The 18315-nt window shown below is 72.0% G+C and carries 21 protein-coding genes; 14 read left to right on the forward strand and 7 right to left on the reverse strand.

The window, feature by feature from the left end:
* Positions 1 to 32: 32 nt before the first annotated feature.
* Complete coding sequence (locus tag ACPPVT_RS07725; protein WP_426566427.1) at positions 33 to 1673, forward strand: ComEC/Rec2 family competence protein; 1641 nt, start codon at positions 33 to 35, stop codon at positions 1671 to 1673.
* A 5-nt stretch (positions 1674 to 1678) separates the two neighbouring features.
* Here ACPPVT_RS07725 and ACPPVT_RS07730 read toward each other — a convergent pair whose 3' ends face one another.
* Positions 1679 to 2134 (reverse strand): N-acetyltransferase family protein, encoded by a 456-nt coding sequence (locus ACPPVT_RS07730; protein ID WP_426566428.1) that lies wholly within the window; start codon positions 2132 to 2134, stop codon positions 1679 to 1681.
* Positions 2135 to 2177: 43 nt separating this feature from the next.
* Positions 2178 to 2669 carry a beta-class carbonic anhydrase gene (locus ACPPVT_RS07735; protein ID WP_426566429.1) on the reverse strand — a complete coding sequence of 164 codons (492 nt, stop codon included), beginning with the start codon at positions 2667 to 2669 and terminating at the stop codon, positions 2178 to 2180.
* Between the two features lie 129 nt (positions 2670 to 2798).
* On the opposite strand from ACPPVT_RS07735, the gene holA reads away from it, so the two are divergent.
* On the forward strand, positions 2799 to 3860 hold the full coding sequence (gene holA, locus ACPPVT_RS07740) for a DNA polymerase III subunit delta (RefSeq protein WP_426566430.1): 1062 nt from the start codon (positions 2799 to 2801) through the stop codon (positions 3858 to 3860).
* A gap of 78 nt (positions 3861 to 3938) precedes the next feature.
* On the opposite strand, the gene rpsT is transcribed toward holA, so the two are convergent.
* From rpsT to ACPPVT_RS07760, 4 genes are all read right to left on the reverse strand, one after another.
* Complete coding sequence (gene rpsT / locus ACPPVT_RS07745; RefSeq protein WP_426566431.1) at positions 3939 to 4199, reverse strand: 30S ribosomal protein S20; 261 nt, start codon at positions 4197 to 4199, stop codon at positions 3939 to 3941.
* Positions 4200 to 4368: 169 nt separating this feature from the next.
* Positions 4369 to 4833 (reverse strand): type II toxin-antitoxin system PemK/MazF family toxin, encoded by a 465-nt coding sequence (locus ACPPVT_RS07750; RefSeq protein WP_426566432.1) that lies wholly within the window; start codon positions 4831 to 4833, stop codon positions 4369 to 4371.
* A gap of 22 nt (positions 4834 to 4855) precedes the next feature.
* Positions 4856 to 5092, reverse strand: a complete 237-nt coding sequence (locus ACPPVT_RS07755; protein ID WP_426566433.1) for a hypothetical protein — start codon at positions 5090 to 5092, stop codon at positions 4856 to 4858.
* A 108-nt stretch (positions 5093 to 5200) separates the two neighbouring features.
* Entirely contained in the window at positions 5201 to 5392 is a 192-nt protein-coding gene (locus ACPPVT_RS07760) for a hypothetical protein (protein WP_426566434.1), read from the reverse strand.
* A 144-nt stretch (positions 5393 to 5536) separates the two neighbouring features.
* On the opposite strand from ACPPVT_RS07760, the gene ACPPVT_RS07765 reads away from it, so the two are divergent.
* From ACPPVT_RS07765 to ACPPVT_RS07780, 4 genes are all read left to right on the forward strand, one after another.
* Positions 5537 to 5869 (forward strand): MmcQ/YjbR family DNA-binding protein, encoded by a 333-nt coding sequence (locus ACPPVT_RS07765; protein ID WP_426567085.1) that lies wholly within the window; start codon positions 5537 to 5539, stop codon positions 5867 to 5869.
* Positions 5870 to 5965: 96 nt separating this feature from the next.
* A complete protein-coding gene (locus tag ACPPVT_RS07770; protein ID WP_426566435.1) occupies positions 5966 to 6358 on the forward strand; it encodes a YciI family protein in 393 nt (130 codons plus the stop codon).
* A complete protein-coding gene (locus tag ACPPVT_RS07775) occupies positions 6348 to 7601 on the forward strand; it encodes an RNA polymerase sigma factor (RefSeq protein ID WP_426566436.1) in 1254 nt (417 codons plus the stop codon). The genes ACPPVT_RS07770 and ACPPVT_RS07775 overlap by 11 nt, the downstream gene beginning before the upstream one ends.
* 45 nt (positions 7602 to 7646) lie before the next feature.
* Positions 7647 to 8498 carry a class I SAM-dependent methyltransferase gene (locus tag ACPPVT_RS07780; RefSeq protein WP_426566437.1) on the forward strand — a complete coding sequence of 284 codons (852 nt, stop codon included), beginning with the start codon at positions 7647 to 7649 and terminating at the stop codon, positions 8496 to 8498.
* A 40-nt stretch (positions 8499 to 8538) separates the two neighbouring features.
* Here the strand turns inward: ACPPVT_RS07780 and ACPPVT_RS07785 are convergent, their stop codons facing one another.
* A complete protein-coding gene (locus ACPPVT_RS07785; protein WP_426566438.1) occupies positions 8539 to 9546 on the reverse strand; it encodes an aminoglycoside phosphotransferase in 1008 nt (335 codons plus the stop codon).
* A 102-nt stretch (positions 9547 to 9648) separates the two neighbouring features.
* Here ACPPVT_RS07785 and ACPPVT_RS07790 point away from each other — a divergent pair, with 102 nt between their 5' ends.
* The 8 genes from ACPPVT_RS07790 (at position 9649) to ACPPVT_RS07825 (ending at position 18278) form a co-directional block, all read left to right on the forward strand.
* A complete protein-coding gene (locus tag ACPPVT_RS07790; protein ID WP_426566439.1) occupies positions 9649 to 9891 on the forward strand; it encodes a helix-turn-helix domain-containing protein in 243 nt (80 codons plus the stop codon).
* Positions 9892 to 10440, forward strand: coding sequence for a Clp protease N-terminal domain-containing protein (locus ACPPVT_RS07795; protein WP_426566440.1), 549 nt, complete (start codon positions 9892 to 9894; stop codon positions 10438 to 10440). It begins immediately after the preceding gene.
* Positions 10441 to 10532: 92 nt separating this feature from the next.
* The gene (lepA, locus tag ACPPVT_RS07800; RefSeq protein WP_426567086.1) at positions 10533 to 12377 is read left to right on the forward strand and encodes a translation elongation factor 4; all 1845 of its coding nucleotides are present in this window, start codon (positions 10533 to 10535) and stop codon (positions 12375 to 12377) included.
* Between the two features lie 157 nt (positions 12378 to 12534).
* Positions 12535 to 14958: a patatin-like protein gene (locus ACPPVT_RS07805; RefSeq protein WP_426566441.1), complete on the forward strand. Its 2424-nt coding sequence runs from the start codon at positions 12535 to 12537 to the stop codon at positions 14956 to 14958.
* A gap of 94 nt (positions 14959 to 15052) precedes the next feature.
* Entirely contained in the window at positions 15053 to 15541 is a 489-nt protein-coding gene (locus tag ACPPVT_RS07810) for a histidine kinase (protein ID WP_426566442.1), read from the forward strand.
* A gap of 80 nt (positions 15542 to 15621) precedes the next feature.
* The gene (locus tag ACPPVT_RS07815; protein ID WP_426566443.1) at positions 15622 to 16467 is read left to right on the forward strand and encodes a DUF4097 family beta strand repeat-containing protein; all 846 of its coding nucleotides are present in this window, start codon (positions 15622 to 15624) and stop codon (positions 16465 to 16467) included.
* A gap of 33 nt (positions 16468 to 16500) precedes the next feature.
* Positions 16501 to 17445: an ATP-binding cassette domain-containing protein gene (locus ACPPVT_RS07820; protein WP_426566444.1), complete on the forward strand. Its 945-nt coding sequence runs from the start codon at positions 16501 to 16503 to the stop codon at positions 17443 to 17445.
* A complete protein-coding gene (locus tag ACPPVT_RS07825) occupies positions 17442 to 18278 on the forward strand; it encodes an ABC transporter permease (protein ID WP_426566445.1) in 837 nt (278 codons plus the stop codon). The genes ACPPVT_RS07820 and ACPPVT_RS07825 overlap by 4 nt, the downstream gene beginning before the upstream one ends.
* Positions 18279 to 18315: the final 37 nt, after the last annotated feature.

Consider the following 18315-nt stretch of genomic DNA (forward strand, 5'->3'; position numbering starts at 1 on the left):
TTGACGGCACGAACGTCACCATCATCTGCTCGATGGCACTCGCGCTTGCCCGTGGGCTGGGGCTGGGCCGGCGGTCTCGACTGGTCGCCGCGGGTGCCCTGCTGGCGGGTTTCGTCGCTCTGGCTCGGCCCGAGCCCTCGGTTCTGCGGGCTGCGGTGATGGGTGCCATCGGTCTGCTCGCCATCGGGTCGGCGCGCCGCCGCGCGGCAGTACCGGCGCTGGCCGCCGCAGTGGTCGGTCTGCTCGTGGTCGACCCGTGGCTGTCCCGGTCCTACGGTTTCGCGTTGTCGGTTCTCGCCACCCTCGGCCTGCTGCTATTCGCGGCCCGCTGGACGCGCGCGTGGTCTCGTCGTCTGCCGGGGCCGCTCGCGCTCGCCCTGGCCGTGCCGCTGGCCGCCCAGATCACCTGCACCCCGGTGATCGTGCTGCTGTCCGGCCAGATCAGCCTGGTGGCGCTGCCCGCAAACGTGCTCGCCGAGCCGTGCGTGGCACCGGCCACCGTGATCGGGCTCGCCGCGGCGCTGGCCTCGCAGGCGTCGGCGCCGGCTGCGCAGCTGCTGGCGCAACTCGCCGGCCTGTCCTGCCGGGTGATCGCCGCCGTCGCTCGTGCCCTGGCCCAGTTGCCCGGCGGGCAGCTCGCCTGGCCGTCGGACGCCCGCGGCGTGCTGACCCTGACCGCGCTCACCCTGCTGTCGCTGCTCGTCGGGCCGACGCTGCTGGCCCGCTGGCGGCGGCCCGGGCGCGGGGGCGTGCCGGCTCGCGCCGCGTCCCGGCTGGGCTGGGCGGTCGGTGCACTGTCCGTCGGCGGGCTGGTGGCGGCAGCGGCCGGACTGCCGCTGCCCGCGCCGGGTGCGGCCGCGTGGCCCCCGGCGGGCTGGGTACTGGTGGCCTGCGACGTGGGACAGGGCGACGCGCTGGTGCTGGCCACCGGTCCGCACCGTGCCGTCCTGGTGGACGCCGGGCCTGCACCAGAGGCGGTTGACGACTGCCTGACCCGGCTGGGGGTACGGCAGTTGGACACAGTGGTGCTGACGCACTTCCACGCCGATCACGTGGGCGGCCTGGCCGGCGCGCTGCGCGGGCGCCGGGTCGGCGGCCTCGTCGTCACCATCATCGACGACCCGGCCGAGCAGGCCCGTCGGGTCCGGGAGCTGGCAGCTCGGCTCGCCGTGCCGGTGCGCACCGTGGTGGACGGGGAGCAGGTCACTGACGGGCCGGTGAGCTGGCAGGTGCTCTGGCCGCAGCGGGTGGTGCACGACGGGTCCGTGCCGAACAACGCAAGCATCGTGCTGCGGGTGCGGTCGGCGGGTCTGCGCCTGCTGCTGCTCGGCGACGTCGAACCGGCGGCTGCTCGCGCGGTCGCGGCCCGGTCCGCCGCCCTGCCCGAAGGGCCGCAGGTCGACGTCCTGAAGGTCGCCCACCACGGCTCGGGCCTGCAGGACCGCGACCTGCTCGCGGCGGCGCGGCCACGGCTGGCGCTGATCAGCGTGGGGGAGGGCAACGACTACGGTCACCCGGCAGCCTCGCTGCTGCGCACGCTGGCCGGCCAGGGCGCCACCGTGGCCCGGACCGACGAGCGGGGTGACCTGGCTGTCGTGTCCCAGCACGGCCGGCTCGCCCTGGCGACCTCCGGTCCGCACCGGCACGAGCCGCACGGCCAGGTCAGCCGATGACCAGGTTAGAGGGTGTGACCACCCGAGCGGCTCAACGAGAGGTCGACGTACTCGGCGCCGCCCTCCGTGACGGTGTAGCGGTCGTGCTCGACGAACCCGTGCCTGAGGGCGAACCGCAAGCCGGCGTCATTGGCGGCCAGGACCACCGTCTCAACCCGATCGACGCCCAGCGCGGCGGCCTCGGACAGGATCCAGGCTGCGTACTCGGTGCCGTAGCCGCGCCCCCGGTGCTCCGGCAACACCCGCACGATGACGGTCACCTTGCGCTGACCGCTGGTCGGCGGGCGAAGCGTAGCGTTACCGACGACGACCCCGTCGACGTAGCCCAGCGTGAGGCGGTTGCGGGTCAGCCGTTCGCGCACGTCGTCCAGCGACAGCGGGCTGGGCGCGATCACGCGGTTGTGGATCTCTCGCCACAATGCCGCGGTCTGCTCCGTCACCGGGACGACGTCCAGGGCCACAGCGGCAGGTTAGTCGGCGCTGCCCCTGCCCGGTGCACGCCGGTCAGCCGGTGACCTCGCGCAGGGTGCCGTCGCCGACGTCGAACACGAAACCGCGGACCTGGTCCGTGTGCGGCACGAACGGGCTGGACCGGATGACCTCGATCGACTTCCGGACGTCGGCGTCCAGGTCGTCGAACGCGTGCGCCGTCCACGTCGGCTCGGCGCCGGTGTCCTCGCGCAGGATTCCGCTGAACTGCTCGTCGGTGAAGGTGAGCATCCCGCAGTCGGTGTGGTGCACGAGCAGGATCTCGCGGGTGCCCAGCAGCCGCTGGCTGATCGCCAGAGAGCGGATCGCGTCGTCCGACGCGACCCCGCCCGCATTGCGGATGACGTGCGCCTCGCCCTCCGCGATCCCCAGCACCCGCGCCACGTCCAGGCGGGCGTCCATGCAGGCCAGGACGGCGATCTGCTTCGAGGGCGGCAGTGGCAGCGGGCCGCTGAAGCCCGTGGCGTACGCCGCGTTGTTCTCCAGGTACTCGTCGGTGACGGACATGAAAACTCCCAAAGGTCGGTCTGGACGGACGCGCCCCACCCGCGCCCCAGCCTTCGCCCAACGGTGCGTTCGGGCAAGGGTCCGGGCCGCCGTCCCAGGATGTGGGAGCCCGGCGATACCGTCGCCGTCATGACCCCGCCAGCCAGCCGCGCCGCACCCCCCTCAGCCGGGTCGGGGGACGGCGACCCCGCAGGTCCGCTGCACCTGGTCAGCGGGCCGGAGGAGCTGCTCGCCGACCGCGCCGTCGAACGGGTGGTTGGCGCCGCCCGCGCCCGTGAGCCGGGGGTCTCGGTGGTCCAGGTCGAGCCGGTCGGCTATGCGAGCGGTGACCTTGCGGCGCATGCGGCCCCTTCCTTGTTCGGTGAGGGCACGGTGCTCGTGCTGCACGGGCTGGAGGAAGCACCCGACGAGCTGCTGGAGGACGCGAAGGCGCTGGTGCTCGCGCCCGACCCGGACGTCGTCCTCGTCCTGCGCCACCGCAGCGGCCAGCGCGGCAAAGGACTGCTGGACGCGGCGAAGAAGGCCGGCGCGGCCGTGCACGACTGCCCCAAACTCACCTCGGACGCCGAGAAGACCAGCTTCGTGCAGCACGAGTTCCGTCGAGCCGGGCGGCGGATCGCGCCCGAGGCCGTAGTCGCGGTAGTCGAGGCGGTCGGTCAGGACGTGCGCGAGCTCGCCGCCGCTTGCGCTCAGCTGATGGCTGACACGCTGCCGGCCGACGGTGACCCACGCGACGCCGAGACCGTGGAGGTCGATGTCGTGGAGCGGTACTACGGCGGGCGGATCGAGGCGACCGGGTTCAAGGTGGCCGACGCAGCCATCGCCGGGCAGACCGATCAGGCCCTTGGCCTGCTTCGGCACGCGCTGGGCTCCGGGGTCGACCCGGTGCCGATCGTCGCGGTGCTGGCGATGGGGCTGCGCTCGCTGGCCAAGGTGTCCACCGTCGGGTCCATGCGCTCGGCGGACGCCGCGCGGGATCTGGGCATGGCCCCGTGGCAGGTCGACAAGGCTCGTCGCCAGCTGCGCGCCTGGTCGCCGCGAGGGCTCGCCGCGGCCATCGAGGCGGTCGCGGCGGCCGACCTCGCGGTCAAGGGCGGGCTGCCGAGCAAGGGACGTCGAGCTGGTGACCCGGTCTACGCGGTCGAGAAGGCCGTGCTGGAGATCGGGCGCGCCCAGCGCGACCGGCCCTGACCCTCAGCAGACACCGGGAACGCCGAAGGCGCCGGCCCCGAGGGGGTCCGGCGCCTTCGAGGCGCTGGTGCTGCTAGCTCAGAGCGCGGCGGCCTTGGACGCCAGGGCAGACTTGCGGTTCGCTGCCTGGTTCTTGTGGATGACGCCCTTGCTCACGGCCTTGTCGAGCTTGCGGGACGCCACGGCCACGGCCTGCTGGGCCTGGGCGGCGTCGCCGGACTCGATGGCGGTGCGCGCGTTGCGGATGTGGGTGCGCAGCTCGCTCTTGACCGCCTTGTTGCGCTCGGTGCGCTTGAGGTTGGTCAGGTTGCGCTTGATCTGGGACTTGATGTTCGCCACGGATGAACTCTCTCGGTTCGCTCGTCAAATAGGTCGGTTGAGGGCGTCGAGCCGCTCCGGGACCGAGGTGATGGGGATCACCTGTGGCGGAGCCGCTCCGAGCACGCACGACCTGGGCGTGCACGCAAGGGTCAAGGTTACCAGCGCACGGCCGCCCGGCCAAAAGCGCTCAGTGCCAGCCCCGGCACTCGCGCAGCGCCCGCGCGACCTGGTCGAACCGCGCGCGGTCCAGCTGCGCGCCGGTCCGGCGCACCTGCGACGGCGCGATCCGCAGCACCCGATCGGCCCGGACGAAGCTCGGCCGGCGCTGTGGGTCCCACTCGCCGCTGCCGATCCCGACCCAGGTGGTGCGGCGAGCCGCGGCGGGCGCGCGCGTGCGGTCGTGCGAGGTGAGCATCAGGGCGAGCAGCCACGCGTCGTCCCGGCCGACCACCAGCACCGGACGGTCCTTGCCCCGCGAGTGGTCCTCCTCGAACGGCACCCAGGCCCAGACCACCTCTCCCGGGTCGGCCCGATCGTCCCGGCGCGGCGCGTAGACCGCCCGCGAGGTGCCGGTGAAGTCCCCCGGGTAGCGCGGCTGCCGGCGTCCGCCGAACAGGTTGCCGAACCAGCTGCGCAGTCCCCTCCAGGTCACTCGGGCGACGGTACCCGGGCGGTCACTCGCGCCTGCGCCGGACCCGTATCTGCGGGCGACTGGAAGGCTCCTTGGCCAGGTGTTCGGGCACCAGCCGTTCGGCCGGCATCACGAACCCGTGCTTGAGGATGCAGGTCACGCGTGCGTGCTCGATGGGGCCATCCGTGCTGCCGAGCGTGAACCGCGCCACGACCTCGGCCAGCGCGTCGCACTCCGGGCACTGGGTGAGCTCCAGCGTGGTCTCGTCTCGTCCGGACATCGGATCGACCCCTCCTGCGCGGCCCGTCGGCGTCGACGACGCCAGTCCACCGAACCGCTACAGGTAACAGAGCGCTCCCGGCGCTCCTGCGATACAGCCCGACCCCGGTCAGCTGGCCCGGTCGGTCCGCTGGACGTGCGCCTTGCTCACTCTCACGGTCTGCCCGTCCTCGCACCGGACGGTGTGCCGGCTGCTGGTGTCGCCGCCGAGCTGCACCAACTGCGCCAGGTGTCCGCGATGCGCTCCGGCGATGAGCCGTACGTCGTCCCCGACCTGCAGGGTGTGGTCCGTCACCGCCATCGCGGCCTCCCGCCTCTCGTCAGGGCCCTTCGTAACCCAGGTGCCGTGGGGTTGCATCCGGCGGGCGCGCAATCGTTGCAGCGACCGTTGACGGTGCAAGCCGCAGCCGGTCAGGCTGGGCGGGTGCTCAACGCCAAGCAGCTGATGGACCACTGCCTGTCCCTGCCGGGAGCGTGGTCGGACCAACCGTGGGAGGGCGACCACGTCGCCAAGGTGGGCGACAAGATCTTCGCCTTCATCGGCGAGACGTCCGTCGGCCTCAAATGCGGACGGAGCCGCGACGAGGCCGACGAGTGGTTGCGGCGCTACCCCGACGACGCGAGCGTGATGGCCTACATCGGTCGCTACGGCTGGAACACGCTGAAGCTGGGTGGCGCGATCACCGACGACGAGGTCCTGGAGGCCGTCGACACCTCCTACGCGGACGTCGTCGCCCGGCTGCCGAAGGCGAAGCGGCCGCCGCAGCCCGGCAGCTGACGTCGCAGGTCGTGTCGAGAACGTCGGCTCGGCTCCGACGTCTCACTGTGAGCGGCGCGAGCAGCGTGCCGGCCTGAGCAGCAGGAGACTGGTGTCATGAAGTACGTGATCTTGATCCACGCAAACCCCGAGCCCTGGGGCCACCCGACGTCCATCTACAGCGCGGAGGCCAAGGCGATTCCGCAGGAGCAGCACGACGAGATGGCGCGGGACTTCGACGCGCTGCTGACCGAGATCTCCGAGTCCGGCGAGTTCGTGGTCGCCGAAGCGCTGGCCGACCCGTCGTCAGCCACCCTCTACGGCTGGAGCCCGCAGGGATACCTGGCCACCGAGGGTCCATATGCCGAGGCGAAGGAGCACCTGGCCGGCTTCTTCATGATCGACTGCGAGACCCGCGAGCGGGCCGAGCAGATCGCCGCGAGGTTCGCCCAGCCCGGTGGGGTGGTCGAGCTCCGGCCGGCCATGTGGCCGGGCGGCGATGACCGCTGAGCGGACCGGCCTCGAGCACGTCTGGCGGCAGTTCGCGCCAGACGTGCTCGCCGCCCTGGTGCGCTCGGGTGGCGACTTCGACGCCGCCGAGGACGCCGCCCAGGAGGCGATGGTGGCCGCCGCACGGCAGTGGCCGGTCGAGGGCGTGCCGGACAACCCCAAGGGCTGGCTGATCAGGGTCGGCTCGCGGCGGCTGGTCGATGCGTGGCGCAGCGAGCACGCTCGGGCCGGCCGCGAGCTGCTGGTGGCCAGGGCGATCCCGGAGCCGGCGCTGCTGGCACCGGCCGCCGACTCGGCCCTGCCGGGCGACCACGACGACTCGCTGATCCTCTTGCTGCTCTGCTGCCACCCGGCCCTCTCCCGGCCGTCGCAGGTCGCGCTGACGTTGCGGGCGGTGGCCGGGTTGAGCACCGCGCAGATCGCGCGTGCGTTCCTGGTGCCGGAGAGCACCATGGCTCAACGGATCAGCCGGGCCAAGAGCCGGCTGCGCCAGCTCGGCGCGAGGTTCACCGTGCCGGCGGCCGAGGAGCTGCCGGAGCGGGTGGCCGCCGCGGCACAGGTGCTGTACCTGGTGTTCACCGAGGGGCACACCAGCACCATCGGAGCCGGGCTGTACGACGGGTCGCTGGCCGACGAGGCGATCCGGCTGACCCGTCAGCTGCACCAGCGGCTGCCGGCCGACGGGGAGGTGGCCGGACTGTTCGCGCTGATGCTGCTCACCGACTCGCGCAGAGCCGCCCGTACCCGCCCCGACGGATCGCTGGCACCGCTCGCGGAGCAGGACCGCACGCTGTGGGACCGGACTCGCATCCAGCAGGGCACCGAGCTCATCGAGGCCGCGCTACCGACCGGCCCGGTCGGTCCCTTCCAGCTTCAGGCGGCCATCGCGGCAGTGCACGCCGAGGCGGCCAGCGCCCAGGACACCGACTGGCCGCAGATCGAGGTCTTGTACCGGATGCTGCACGAGCTCGCCCCGAGTCCGGTGGTCACGCTGAACCACGCGGTCGCCGTCGCGATGGTGGACGGCCCGAGCGCCGGCCTCGCCATGCTCGACCCCTTGCTCCAGGACGCCCAGCTGCGCCGCGGCCACCGACTGCACGCCGTGCGCGCCCACCTGCTCGAGATGGACGGCCAGGTGGCGCAGGCGCGGGCGGGTTACGCGCAGGCGGCTCGGCTGGCGACCAGCATCCCGGAGCAGCGCTACCTGAACGCCAAGGCGACGGGCGCCGCCGACACCGGGTGACCGACCGGCTACCGCGAGCCGGGCTGAGGTGACAAGGTCGTCGACATGACGCAGGCAGCGGCGCAGGACTCCTCCAGCCAGCGACCTGCCGGCGTCGCCGGCGTTTTCGACCGGGTCGCCGACACCTACGACTCGGTCGGCGTGCCATGGTTCGGGCCGATCGCGCTGGGGCTGGTTCGGGCGCTCGACCCGCACCCGGGCGAACGGGTGCTCGACATCGGATGTGGCAAGGGTGCAGCGCTGCTGCCTCTCGCGCAGGCGGTGGGCGAAACAGGGCACGCCACGGGGATCGACCTGTCGCCACGGATGGTGGCGGCGGCCACGACGGCGGCACGGGCCGCGGCTCTGCGCAACGTCGACGTCCAGGTGGCCGATGCCGGCGCACCCGGGTTGGACGAGGGCGGCTTCGACGTCGTCGCGGCGTCGCTGGTGCTGTTCTTCCTGCCCGACCCGGCGGCCGCCCTGGCCGGCTGGTCGCGGCTGCTCCGCCCTGGTGGGCGGCTGGGCATCTCGACGTTCGGCCCGGCGGCGCCGATCTGGGAGCAGGTCGATGACGTGTTCCAGCCGTACCTGCCGCAGCAGCTGCTGGACGCGCGTACGTCGGGGCGCCGCGGCCCGTTCGGCAGTGACGAGGGGGTGGAGTCCCTGTTCCTGTCGGCTGGTTTGACCGCTGTGCGGACCGTGACCGCGGGCGTGGACGCCGTCCTGCGCGACCTCGACCACTGGTACGAGTTCAGCTGGTCGCACGGCCAGCGCGCACTCTGGGAGTGCGTCCCCGAGGTCGAGCGGGAAGCCGTGCGCCGCAAGGCCTACCGGGTGCTGGAGGGTGCCCGCGGCGATGACGGCGCCATCCATCTCGGGCAGCAGGTGCGCTACACCCTGGGTGTGGCCGGCTGACGGAGCCCGGCAGCCGAACGGCGCCGCCTGGTGAACCCGCTCACCCGTCGACCCAGCCCCGCCGCACACCGAGCCACTGCGCGAACGCGTGCGCATACAGGCGCTGGTGGTCGCGCACCGCCTGCGGGCCGCCGGGCCACACCGGCTCGTCGGCCCTCGGCAGCATGAAGGCCACGAGTGCGGCCAGCCAGGCGTCGACGGACTCGGCGGCGACGTCCCGGGTCAGCGGGCTGCGCCGCAGCCAGACGTCGACGTCCACCCCGTCCAGCCGGGCCAGCGGCAGCAAGCCCACGAAGTCGGTCCAGGCGGCGCCGCGCATCAGCCAGTTCCAGTCCACGAAGACCGCACCGGCCGGGCCGACCAGCATGTTGTCGGCGCGCAGGTCCGTGTGGCAGGCGGTGTCGCCGTCCAGGTGCGGCGGGCAGCCAGCCACGAGGTCGGCCAGCTCGGTGAACCGGCCGGGCAGCCAGCCCGGCTGGCCGGTGGTCAGCACCAGGTCGCCGCTGAGCAGCCTCGGGAAGCAGGTCTGCACGTCCGGGAGCAGGCCGACCTTGTCCACCAGGCGGGGCAGGTCCAGCCAGGACGGCGCAGGGGTGAGGGCCTGCGCGCTGGCCAGGCAGGCGTCGTGGGCCGCCTCGAGATCCCTCTCGGTCCACGGCTGGGGGAGCCGTCCCTGCGCGACCTCGGCGATCACGATGCGCCACTCGTGCTCGTCGGCCTCGCCCGGGTCGAGCCGTCCGGCACCGACGAAGGCGGGGGAGGGGACGCCGGGCGGCAGCCCCTGCAGCACCAGCGCCTCCTGGGCGTACGCGGTGCACAGGTGCGGGTTGGTCGAGGAACCGGCCTTGGCGAACACGCGCCGACCGTCGGCGAGGTGGACCACGGCCGCGAACCCACCGCTGAAGCCGCTGGTGGCCGACGGCTCGGCGCGGGTCACCGGCGATCCGGCGGCGCGACCGACCGCCTGCCGCACCTGCTCCGGGAGCTCGGTCCAGTCCGGGCGCACGACGCTTGCCGTGTAGTCCACCGTGGGCCGCGCGTCGTCCATGCGTTCCATTCTGGTCGTCGCCGATGCGGTGGCGCACCGAGGTTTCCCGAGCGCTGTCAACCTGAGTTGACAAGGTCGTGATGTCAACGTACGTTGACAACCATGTCGGACGCCACCAAGCTCGCCACCGCGGCCGCCGCTCCGGACCCCCGGACCGGGCTACGCGCCGTGGCCGCCCTGCGAAAGCTGCTCGAACAGCTCGAGGCGGCGCAGGTCGCCAGCGCCAGGGCCCAGGGGTGGTCCTGGCAGGACGTCGCCGACGTGCTCGGCGTCAGTCGCCAAGCAGTGCACAAGAAGCACTCGGCACGGCGAGGCCTGCTCGCCGGCCGCGGTCGGGAGGACTAGATGTTCGAGCGTTTCACCAACCGGGCCCGCGCGGTCGTCGTCCAGGCCCAGCAGGAGGCGCGCGAGCAGCTCGCACCCGCGATCGGCGCCGAGCACCTGCTGCTCGGGCTGCTGCCGGACGACCAGAGCCTGGCCATGCGGACGCTGACCGAGCTCGGCGTTGGCCCCGCCCAGGTCCGGGAGGCGGTTGAGCGGCACTGCGCCTCCGGCGCGGGCCTGCTGGACGACGGGGACGTCGAGGCACTGCGCGCCATCGGCATCGACGCCGCCGAGGTGCTGCGTCGCGCCGAGGCCGAGCTCGGTGTGCTGCCGAGCGCCGGTGCCCCCACCAAGTGGCGGCTGCGGATGACGGCGGAGGCCAAGAAGACTCTGGAGCTGTCCCTGCGCGAGGCCGTCGCGCTCAAGCACAAGTACATCGGCACCGAGCACCTGCTGCTGGGGCTGCTGCGCGGCGCCTCCGGGGGCCTGGCCGAGGTGTTCGCCGACCTCGGCGTCACCCACGACCAGGTGCGCGAGGTCGTCCTGGCAACCCTGCGACGCACCGGCTGAGCCGACGCGGGGCGTGCGCGTGGGAGACTGTGGCGTCGCCCGCGACACCGTCCGCTTCCACGATCAGATGAGGTCCGCCGCTCGTGTCCCCCATGGCCCGTACCGCGCTGCCGCCCGCCGCGACGCCGCCGGACCTGATCCGGAACTTCTGCATCATTGCCCACATCGACCACGGCAAGTCGACCCTGGCCGACCGGATGCTGCAGATCACCGGTGTGGTCGACCCGCGGGCGATGCGCGCGCAGTACCTGGACCGGATGGACATCGAGCGTGAGCGCGGCATCACCATCAAGAGCCAGGCCGTGCGGATGCCGTGGGAGCTGGACGGCACGACGTACGCGCTGAACATGATCGACACCCCCGGGCACGTCGACTTCACCTACGAGGTGTCCCGGTCGCTGGCCGCCTGTGAGGGGGCCGTGCTGCTGGTTGACGCCGCGCAGGGCATCGAGGCGCAGACCCTGGCCAACCTGTACCTGGCGATGGAGAACGACCTCACCATCATCCCGGTGCTGAACAAGATCGACCTTCCTGCCGCCCAGCCGGAGAAGTACGCCGCCGAGCTGGCCCACCTGGTCGGTGGCGAGCCGGAGGACGTCCTGCTGGTGTCCGGCAAGACCGGCGTGGGCGTGGAGCCGTTGCTGGACATCATCGTCCGACGGCTACCCGCGCCGACCGGCGACGCCGACGCCCCAGCCCGCGCGATGATCTTCGACTCGGTCTACGACACCTACCGCGGTGTCGTCACCTACGTGCGGGTGATCGACGGCCACCTCAGCCCGCGCGAGCGCATCGTGATGATGTCGACCAGGGCGCACCACGAGCTGCTCGAGATCGGGGTCAGCTCGCCGGAGCCCGAGCCGACCAAGGGGCTCGGCGTCGGTGAGGTCGGCTACCTGATCACCGGCGTCAAGGACGTGCGCCAGTCCAAGGTCGGCGACACCGTGACCAACGCCGGCAAGCCGGCCAAGAATGCGCTGGCCGGTTACAGCGATCCCAAGCCGATGGTCTTCAGCGGCCTGTACCCGATCGACGGCTCCGACTACCCGATCCTGCGCGACGCGCTCGACAGGCTGAAGCTCAACGACGCGGCCCTGGTCTACGAGCCCGAGACCTCGGCGGCGCTCGGCTTCGGCTTCCGGGTCGGCTTCCTCGGCCTGCTGCACCTGGAGATCATCCGCGAGCGACTCGAGCGCGAGTTCGACCTCGACCTGATCGCCACCCTGCCCAGTGCGGTCTACGAGGTCACCCTCGAGGACGGGAAGCACGTCACGGTCACCAACCCGTCCGAGTACCCGGTGGGCAAGATCGCCGAGGTTCGCGAGCCGGTGGTGCGCGCCACGATCCTCGCGCCGAGCGACTACGTCGGCGCGATCATGGAGCTCTGCCAGCAGCGCCGCGGCGCCCTGCGCGGGATGGACTACCTGTCCGAGGACCGCGTCGAGATGCGGTACACGTTGCCGCTGGCCGAGATCGTGTTCGACTTCTTCGACATCCTGAAGTCCAAGACGCGCGGGTACGCCTCGCTGGACTACGAGCCGGACGGCGACCAGGTGGCCGACCTGGTCAAGGTCGACATCCTGCTGCAGGGCGAGGGCGTCGACGCGTTCAGCACCATCGTGCACAAGGACAAGGCCTACGCCTACGGCGTGATGATGGCCGGCAAGCTGCGCAAGCTCATCCCGCGCCAGCAGTTCGAGGTGCCGATCCAGGCCGCGATCGGCACCCGGGTGATCGCCCGCGAGACGATCAGCGCCATCCGCAAGGACGTGCTCGCCAAGTGCTACGGCGGTGACATCACCCGCAAGCGCAAGCTGCTGGAGAAGCAGAAGGAAGGCAAGAAGCGGATGAAGATGGTCGGCCGGGTCGAGGTCCCGCAGGAGGCCTTCATCGCCGCCCTGTCCAACGAGGCACTGCCGGACAAGGTCAAGAAGTAGCCGGACGGCGGGCTCGCCCGCCTCGGTGCCGCCTCGGTGCCGCGTCGGTGCCGCGTCGGTGCCGCGTCGACGTCCGGCCGTTGACACGGGACGACCGCACGATCACGCTCGGGTCACGCCGGACGTCCGGGCCGGCCGCCCGTCTCAGGGAGCAACCGTGGCCGAGTCCGACACCGCCGCCACCTCCAGAACCGTCACCGAGCTGCGCCTGGCCCTGGTCTGCTACGGCGGTGTCTCGCTGGCCATCTACATGCACGGCGTGGCCAAGGAGCTGCACAAGCTCGTCGTGGCCTCGCGCCGCTTCGACGAGCTCGGCGCCGAGGGCGTGAACCCGTTCGACGAGCGCGTCGACTCCGAGCACGCGTACTTCGAGGCGCTGCGCGACCTGTCCGGCGACGGCCGCGTGATGTCGGTCAACGTCGACATCATCGCCGGGACGTCGGCTGGCGGGATCAACGGCGTCTGCCTGGCGAAGGTGTTGGCGCGCAACGGGTCCCAGGACGCGCTGAAGCGGCTCTGGATCGACGAGGGCGACCTGAAGAAGCTGCTCAAGGCACCGCCGGTGCTGGGCTGGCGGACCCGCGCGGCGCTCGCTGTCGGCGGCCTGTTGCCGCGGTTGCGCAAGCCGGTGTCTCCGTTGCGCGGAGACCGGATGTCGAGGCTGCTGTATGACGCGATCGCGGCCATGGAGGACCCGGTGGACGCCGACCGGCGCACGCTGCTGCAGCCGACGACACCGTTGGACCTGTTCGTCACGACCACCGACCTCGCCGGCTTCCGCACGCTGGTGCCTACCGGTGCCGGTGGTGCGAGCCAGCGCGAGACCGACCACTCCCAGGTCGTCCAGCTGCGCACCGATGGTCAGGACGACACGTTCGGCGCGGATAGCGTCGGCACCCTCGCCTTCGCGGCCCGGGCCACGTCGTCCTTCCCGGGCGCCTTCCCGCCGGTGAGCCTGAACAGCTTCAAGGCCGAGCTGGACGGGCGACCGCTGGACGGCGAGCAGGTGGCGCTGCGGTTCCGCCGGCGCTATGCAGACCCGGCCCAGTCGCTGGACGCCTGGTTCGTCGACGGGGGAGTGCTGGACAACGCCCCGTTCGACCTGGTCGTCGAGGCGATCAGCCAGAAGCGGGCCGAGACCGAGGTGGTCCGCCGGCTGGTCTACATCCAGCCCGACCCCGGCCGGGCGATCGACACCTCGGTGCCCGGCCCGTTGGCGTCCGAACCCGCGCCCGGGTACCTGTCCGGGCTGCTGAAGAGCGTCGGATCCGTCCGCGGCAGCCACTCGATCCTGCGCGAGCTGGAGAACCTTCGCGACCTGAACGGCCGTATCGCCGAGCTCTCGGCGATCGCCGAGCAGCAGGGCACGCAGGTGGACACCGCGCTCGAGGCGGCCTGGGTGAAGGCCGCCCCTCGCCAGGCCGGCCAGGCAGGACAGGCCGGGCACGCCGGGCAGGCCGGCCAGCCGTGGGACATCAACGACCAGCAGGACGTCCAGGCGCTCGCCGCCAGCCTGTACGACGAGGCGCGGACGTTCGTCGGTGCCGGCTTCGCCACGTACTGCCGCCTCAAGGTCGAGGTCGCGGGCGCACGGCTGGCCGACGAGGTCGTGCTGCGGTTCGTCTACCCACCGGGCTCGAGCCGGGCCAGCTTCGTCCGAGCGGCCATCTCGGCCTGGGCCCGCGGCCACGTGGAGTGGCGCGAGGTCGACCAGAGCCGGCTGCTCGAGCTGCTCGGGCCGGTCGACGTCCCGTACCGCGAGCGTCGGCTGATGTTCATCCTGTCCGGCATCAACGCGCTGTACGCGACGACCGACACCCCGACCGGTCCGCCGCGAGCCCAGCTGGACGCCCTGAAGACGCGGGCCTGGCAGCTGCTGGAGCAGCTGCGCGCCGCACCGCGGCAGGCGGTCGACGCGGTGCCGGACTCTGCCGTGACCTTCCTCGGCGCCGACCTCACCGACGAGCACGTGTTCAGCAACCCGGAGCTCTTCGCCGCCGATCACGACGCAGAGTTCACCACGCTGTTCTCGACGTACCGGGCCAGCCTCGAGGAGCAGCTGAAGGACAGCACGGTGCCCATCTGGCAAGGGTTCGTGCAGCACACCGCCGAGTGGTCCCAGCAGGACCGGCAGGGGCTGCTCTCCCGCTACCTCGGCTTCCCGCTGTGGGACGCGCTGATCTTCCCGACCGTGGCCCTGGCGCAGCTGCCGCAGTTCAGCCCCATCACCGTGAGCCAGTTCAGCCCGCTGGCGGCCATGGCGCTGCCCACACCCGAGGGCGGCAAGCTGAAGGGCGTGTCGCTGCACCACTTCGGCGGGTTCGCGGACGCCGCCTGGCGGGAGAACGACTACCTCTGGGGGCGCCTGGACGCCGCGGAGCTGCTGCTGCGCACGCTGCGCTCGAGCACACCCGGTCAGTCCCCGCCGACCCCCCGGGACTCCGCGGACGCCGCGCGGCTGGCCGGGCCGCGGCTTCGCCCGGCGCTGTCCGCGATCCTCGCCGCGGAGCACGACCTGGTCCGCGATCCAGCGATGCTGCCGAGCCTGCGCGCTGCGGTCCAGACGCTGCCCCCGTCCTAGCCGACAGACCTCCCGGCGTCCCGCGACACCACAATGGCGCAGAATGACACCATGAGCCCTTGACATGACACCACCGTGGTGTCATCGTAGTGGCATGGAACTCGGACAGTACGTCAGTGACCTGCAGCGCCAGCTGGTGGATGCCGCGGAGAACGGCACCGAAGAAACCCGGGTCGTGGCGGAGCGGCTGGCCGCCGGGCTGGATGCAGCGACGCGGCTCGTGCTCCTGGACGCGCTGTCGGCCGCTCTCGGCGAGATCACCAGCGACCTCGCCCCCGGCTCGGTCGACCTGCGGCTGCGCGGCCGCGAGGTCGAGTTCGTCGTCACCCAGCCGAACCCCGAGCCCGACGCCGACGAGCATCCTGGCGGCGCCGTCGACCTCGACGACGTCAGCACCTCGCGCACGACGCTTCGCCTGCCGGACGCGCTCAAGGCCCGGGTGGACGAGGCGGCTGCGGCTGACGGCCTGTCGGTCAACACCTGGCTGGTCCGCGCGGTTGCGGACGCACTCCAGCCCAAGCAACGACGCTCCGCGCAACGCAGCATGCGCACCGGCGACAACTTCGCGGGCTGGGCGCGCTAAGCGCCCACCCCCTGCTCAACCACCAGCCACGCGAACCCGCGGGCTCGGACGAACACGCCCAGACAAAGGGAGGCGTCAGCATGCCCACCTACAACACCCCTACGCCCGTCGACCTCGCCATCAACCTTCAGGTCGGCGCCATCGAGGTCTTCGCCGGAGACCGCACGGACACGGTCGTGACCGTCTCCGCCACCAACCCGTCGAAGGCCGCCGACCGCCGAGGTGCGCAGGAGACCAAGGTCGACTTCGACGGCCAGCGGGTCACCATCACCGGCCCGCGGCCGCGCTTCAGCTGGCGCGGCCCGAGCGAGTCGATCGACGTGAAGGTCGAGCTGCCTGCGGGGTCGCGGTTCACCGCAGAGGTCGCGGTCGGCGGCGTGCGCACCGTCGGCAACCTTGGCGCCACCCGCGTCAAGAGCTCGATGGGGTCCGTGGATCTCGACCGCACGGGCGATCTCTGGCTGCGCGCGTCGCACGGCACCGCCACCGTCGGTACCGCCGAGGGCGGCATCGAGATCACCGCCAATCACGGCCAGATCCGGGTCGGCACGGTCACCGGCGACGCGATCCTCAAGGCGTCGCACGGCAGCATCCTGGTCGATGAGTCCGGCGGCGAGCTCGACGCGAAGCTCTCCTACGGCGATCTCGAGATCGGCAGAGCGCTCGCCTCCGTCACCGCGAAGACGGCCTACGGCAGCATCCGGCTGCCCGAGGTCTCGAGCGGTTCGATCCAGGTCGAGAGCGGCTTCGGCCAGGTCACCGTCGGCGTGCGACCCGGCGTCCCCGCCTGGCTCGACCTGTCGTCCAAGGACGGGCACGTGCGCAACGAGCTCGACGGCGACCGCGCACCCGAAGCCTACGAGCAGACGGTCGCAGTACGGGCGCGAACCCAGTTCGGCGACATCACCATCCAGCGCGCCGGCTAAGACCCGGCCTTCCGACAGAAAGGAACGACAGCGATGACCACCACAGCGATCGAGGTCCGTGGGCTCCGCAAGTCCTACGGCGACAAGCTCGTGCTGGACGACGTCGACCTCAGCGTGCGCCCCGGCACCGTCACCGCGCTGCTCGGCCCGAACGGCGCCGGCAAGACGACGACCGTGCACATCCTGAGCACGCTCGTGCGGCCCGACGCCGGCACGGCCCTGGTGAACGGCTCCGACACCGTTCGCGATCCGGACGGGGTGCGGGCGGTGATCGGCCTGACCGGCCAGTTCTCCGCGGTCGACGGCCTGCTCACCGGCGAGGAGAACCTCCTGCTGATGGCCCGGCTGCGCCACCTCGGTGCCAAACGCTCGCAGACCCGGGTGGCCGAGCTGCTCGAGCAGTTCGACCTCGTGGACGCCGCGCGCAAGCCGCTCGCCACCTACTCGGGTGGGATGCGCCGGCGCCTCGACCTCGCGATGACCCTCGTCGCGACGCCGAGCGTGATCTTCCTGGACGAGCCCACGACCGGGCTGGACCCGCGCAGCCGCCACACCATGTGGGACATCGTGCGCGGCCTCGTCGCGGACGGCACGACCGTCCTGCTCACCACGCAGTACCTGGACGAGGCGGACGAGCTCGCCGACCGGGTCGCCGTGCTCGACGACGGCCGCGTGGTCGCCGAGGGCACGCCGGAGGAGCTCAAGCGCCTGGTGCCCGGTGGGCAGATCCGGCTCCGGTTCGCCGATGCCGTGGCGTTCGACGCCGCCGCACGCCTGCTCGAGGAGTCCGCCCGCGACGACGCCGGGCTCGCGCTGACCGTGCCCAGCGACGGCGGCGTCGCCGTGCTCCGCACCGTGCTGGACCGCCTTGATGCGGCTCGTCTCGAGGTCGCCGACCTCAGCATCCACACCCCGAACCTCGATGACGTGTTCTTCGCGCTCACCGGCCGGGCCGAATCGAAGGGAACCGAGTCATGACCACCATCACCACCAGTCGCCAGAGCGCCCCGAGCACCAGCCGGTCCTCGCACGTCGTCGCCGACGCGGTCACCATGCTGCGTCGCAACCTGCTGCACATCGTGCGCTACCCGGGCCTGACGGTGTTCGTGATCGGAGCACCGGTGGTGTTCCTGCTGCTGTTCGTGTACGTCTTCGGCGGCACGCTCGGGGCCGGTCTGCCCGGCGTGGACCCTTCCGGCGGACGGGCGGCCTACGTCGCCTATGTCATGCCGGGAATCCTGGCGATGACGATCGCGGGCACAGCAGGTGGTATCGCGACGACCGTCGCGATGGACATGACCGAGGGCATCACTGCCCGGTTCCGCACGATGGCGATCTCGCGGGCGGCAGTGCTCGCCGGGCACGTGCTCGGCAACACGATCCAGGCGATCCTGGCCGTCACCGTGGTGCTCGGGGTCGGCCTGCTGGTCGGGTTCCGCCCGAGCGCGGGTCCGGTCGACTGGATCGCGGCCATCGCCATCATGGTGCTCATCGCCTTCGCCATCAGCTGGCTCGCGGTGGCGATGGGGATGCAGTCGAAGTCGGTCGAGACCGCGAGCAACCTGCCCATGCTGCTCCTCCTGCTGCCCTTCCTCGGCAGCGGTTTCGTGCCGACCGACTCGATGCCGGCAGGGCTGCAGTGGTTCGCCGAGTACCAGCCGTTCACGCCGTTCGTCGAGACCATCCGCGGGCTGCTGCTCGGCACCCCGCTGGGGTCGAACCTCGTCCTCGCCCTCGGGTGGTGCGTCGTGATCACCGTCGGCGGGTACGCCTGGTCGATGAACATCTACGAACGCAAGTCCGTGCGCTGAGCCCGGGCCGCACCTGACGCACCCGCGCTGGCCCCAG

The organism is Angustibacter sp. McL0619 (assembly GCF_049994355.1).
GTDB lineage: Bacteria > Actinomycetota > Actinomycetes > Actinomycetales > Angustibacteraceae > Angustibacter.

Bases quoted from the DNA above. Each gene is read 5' to 3' on its own strand.
- ACPPVT_RS07785 (WP_426566438.1), bottom strand. From the start codon at position 9,546: ATGGACGACGCGCGGCCCACGGTGGACTACACGGCAAGCGTCGTGCGC.
- ACPPVT_RS07810 (WP_426566442.1), top strand. From the start codon at position 15,053: ATGGAACTCGGACAGTACGTCAGTGACCTGCAGCGCCAGCTGGTGGAT.
- ACPPVT_RS07815 (WP_426566443.1), top strand. From the start codon at position 15,622: ATGCCCACCTACAACACCCCTACGCCCGTCGACCTCGCCATCAACCTT.
- ACPPVT_RS07765 (WP_426567085.1), top strand. From the start codon at position 5,537: ATGGACCACTGCCTGTCCCTGCCGGGAGCGTGGTCGGACCAACCGTGG.
- ACPPVT_RS07790 (WP_426566439.1), top strand. From the start codon at position 9,649: ATGTCGGACGCCACCAAGCTCGCCACCGCGGCCGCCGCTCCGGACCCC.
- ACPPVT_RS07755 (WP_426566433.1), bottom strand. From the start codon at position 5,092: ATGTCCGGACGAGACGAGACCACGCTGGAGCTCACCCAGTGCCCGGAG.
- ACPPVT_RS07770 (WP_426566435.1), top strand. From the start codon at position 5,966: ATGAAGTACGTGATCTTGATCCACGCAAACCCCGAGCCCTGGGGCCAC.
- ACPPVT_RS07825 (WP_426566445.1), top strand. From the start codon at position 17,442: ATGACCACCATCACCACCAGTCGCCAGAGCGCCCCGAGCACCAGCCGG.
- ACPPVT_RS07760 (WP_426566434.1), bottom strand. From the start codon at position 5,392: ATGGCGGTGACGGACCACACCCTGCAGGTCGGGGACGACGTACGGCTC.
- ACPPVT_RS07775 (WP_426566436.1), top strand. From the start codon at position 6,348: ATGACCGCTGAGCGGACCGGCCTCGAGCACGTCTGGCGGCAGTTCGCG.
- ACPPVT_RS07795 (WP_426566440.1), top strand. From the start codon at position 9,892: ATGTTCGAGCGTTTCACCAACCGGGCCCGCGCGGTCGTCGTCCAGGCC.
- ACPPVT_RS07725 (WP_426566427.1), top strand. From the start codon at position 33: ATGGCACTCGCGCTTGCCCGTGGGCTGGGGCTGGGCCGGCGGTCTCGA.
- ACPPVT_RS07735 (WP_426566429.1), bottom strand. From the start codon at position 2,669: ATGTCCGTCACCGACGAGTACCTGGAGAACAACGCGGCGTACGCCACG.
- ACPPVT_RS07820 (WP_426566444.1), top strand. From the start codon at position 16,501: ATGACCACCACAGCGATCGAGGTCCGTGGGCTCCGCAAGTCCTACGGC.
- ACPPVT_RS07780 (WP_426566437.1), top strand. From the start codon at position 7,647: ATGACGCAGGCAGCGGCGCAGGACTCCTCCAGCCAGCGACCTGCCGGC.
- holA (WP_426566430.1), top strand. From the start codon at position 2,799: ATGACCCCGCCAGCCAGCCGCGCCGCACCCCCCTCAGCCGGGTCGGGG.
- lepA (WP_426567086.1), top strand. From the start codon at position 10,533: ATGGCCCGTACCGCGCTGCCGCCCGCCGCGACGCCGCCGGACCTGATC.